The sequence below is a fragment of the Baaleninema simplex PCC 7105 genome (assembly GCF_000332355.1).
Taxonomy (GTDB): Bacteria; Cyanobacteriota; Cyanobacteriia; order Cyanobacteriales; family Geitlerinemataceae; genus Baaleninema; species Baaleninema simplex.
This window is the reverse complement of the sequence record NZ_KB235959.1, coordinates 674,240-676,568: the sequence shown is the minus strand read 5'-3', so window position 1 is coordinate 676,568 and position 2,329 is coordinate 674,240. Positions and strand designations below refer to the sequence as shown.

Annotated in this window: 2 protein-coding genes and 1 pseudogene; all 3 read left to right on the top strand. The window is 46.8% G+C overall.

The genetic code is table 11. The annotated features are described in order from the left end of the window. Positions 1-224, top strand: a pseudogene (locus tag GEI7105_RS32030) (IS630 family transposase); the annotation flags it as partial. Positions 225-339: 115 nt separating this feature from the next. Further along, positions 340-1,263, top strand: a complete 924-nt coding sequence (locus tag GEI7105_RS32025; RefSeq protein WP_017662752.1) for a sensor histidine kinase — start codon at positions 340-342, stop codon at positions 1,261-1,263. A 300-nt stretch (positions 1,264-1,563) separates the two neighbouring features. Beyond that, positions 1,564-2,250, top strand: coding sequence for a cytochrome b N-terminal domain-containing protein (locus tag GEI7105_RS0122965; protein ID WP_017662751.1), 687 nt, complete (start codon positions 1,564-1,566; stop codon positions 2,248-2,250). Positions 2,251-2,329 lie beyond the last annotated feature (79 nt).

Below are 2,329 nucleotides of genomic sequence, written 5' to 3'. Positions count from 1 at the left end.
CCCCCAAGCATGGCAGTTGGCTCAACATTGCCGAAAACGAGTTGAGTGCCATGACTCGACAGTGTATTGATGGCAGGCGCTTTGGCGACCTCGACCAGTTACGAGCGGAAACCGCTGCTTGGTCGAGCGACATTAACCATTCCCAGCGCGGGGTTGACTGGCAGATGAAGGTAGAGGACGCACGCTGCAAGCTGGCCTCGGTCTACCCTAAAATTAAGTTTTGACGCTGCACTAGGTACATCGATCGATTATCTTATCGAACGAGTCAAGCAGCTACTCGACGAACAAATTCAAGCCAACCAACAACTCGAATCGTACAGTCAAAATTTAGAACAGCAGGTGCGATCGCGAACGCAAGAACTCCAGCTTAAAAATTCCGATCTTCAAAATGCGTTGCAACAGCTTCAGCAAACACAAATACAAATGGTTCACAGCGAAAAAATGTCTAGTTTGGGACAAATGGTCGCTGGAATCGCGCACGAAATCAACAATCCTGTAAACTTCATTCACGGAAATCTCGTCCATGCAGACGAGTACGTCCGAGATTTGCTCGGCTTAGTCGAACTGTATCGAGAGCAATATCCCAATCCCAATTCTAACATTCAAGACGAGATCGAAGCGATCGAACTCGATTTTTTAAGCGACGATCTTCCAAAACTCTTTCAATCGATGCAAGTCGGTACAGAGCGAATTCGAGAAATTGTTAAATCTTTACGCATTTTTTCTCGGTTCGATGAAGCCGAAATTAAAGAAGTCGATCTTCACGAAGGGATCGACAGTACGCTAATGATTCTGTTCAATCGTTTGAAAGCTAAACCCGATCGTCCGGCGATCGAAGTCGTCAAACACTACGGACAACTTCCCAAACTTGAATGTTATCCCGGTCAACTCAATCAGGTGTTGATGAACTTATTGAGTAACGCGATCGATGCTGTAGAAGAACGTAACAAACAGCGATCTTACGAAGAGATTCAAAACGATCCCAATCGGATCGAAATTTATACAGAATTTAAAAATTCCGATCTAATAACAATTCGGATTGTCGATAATGGCTTCGGAATTCCAGTCGAAATTCAAGATAAACTCTTCAATCCTTTTTTTACCACAAAAGAGGTCGGGAAAGGAACGGGTCTCGGCTTGTCCATCAGCCACCAAATTATTGTCGAAAAACATGGTGGAACGCTTCGGTGTCGTTCTGAAGCTGGACGAGGGGCAGAATTCATCATTGACATTCCAAGGCGACAACCCCAAGCTTCAACGTAAGAATGCGAAGCGATCGTCGCGTTCTGACATCGTAAAACAGACTGAGAGTCGTTTTATCTTTAAAAATATAAAATATATCCGCTAAAAACACTTATTTTAAACGAATTAAAACAATTATCGAGATCGAACGAAGAAACGGCGATCGCAGACTCTCACAAATCATAAATATTTGTTAAGCTCGAGATAAGCAGACTTACATTCGGGCAAATAAAAAGAACGGTACGAGCGAAACGGGAGGTGCTATCGGCACTGACCCGGTCTTTTACCATGCAACTTTGTCGCTATCGAACTAAACTTACTATGATAACTCAAATCAACCGCAACTATCTCTTGCGGCGATCGACCACCCTTATCGCCGTAGCGATCGTCAGCTTAGTGGCTCTCAGTGGAATTTCTGGCATTTTGCTAGCATTTTATTACCAACCCGCCGCAGGAGAAGCCTATCGATCGCTGTCTCGGATCGCCACAGAAGTAAACTTCGGCGCGATCGTTTACGGAATTCACCACTACGCTGGGAATTTCGTTATTGCATTGGGACTGATTCAAATGGTTCTGATGTTTCTCTCTCGTCAATCTCGTCTGAGTTGGACGGTCTCGTGGACGAGTGGCATCTTGCTCATTTTAGCGGGAATTGCCCTAGCGTGGACGGCCATGGTTCTCGGGTGGACGCAAGAAGGCTTCTGGCGACTGTCGGTAGAATTGGGAATTATTGAATCCCTTCCCGTTGTCGGTTCCACGATTCGAGAACTCCTCACCGGAGGCGGCGGGATTAATACCGATACGCTACAACGGATGTATGCGCTCCACAGCTACGTGTTATCGACCGGTGTAGTGGCGTTAGCGGCGGTGCATCTGTGGGGTGTATTGCGTCAAGATCGCGAAGAAAAACAGGCGTTGCACGATCGCCGCAAAGCTAAACTCGAATCCGATCTCGATCGCATTCTCCGCGAACGCGATCGCCCCGAAGAAGTCCTCGATCGCACTTGATACTCCATCCTTTCCCGATAAGCTAGGTTTCAAGAAGTCTTCACCACATCCCCCCTTCGCCCCCTATCCCCCCTTCCCC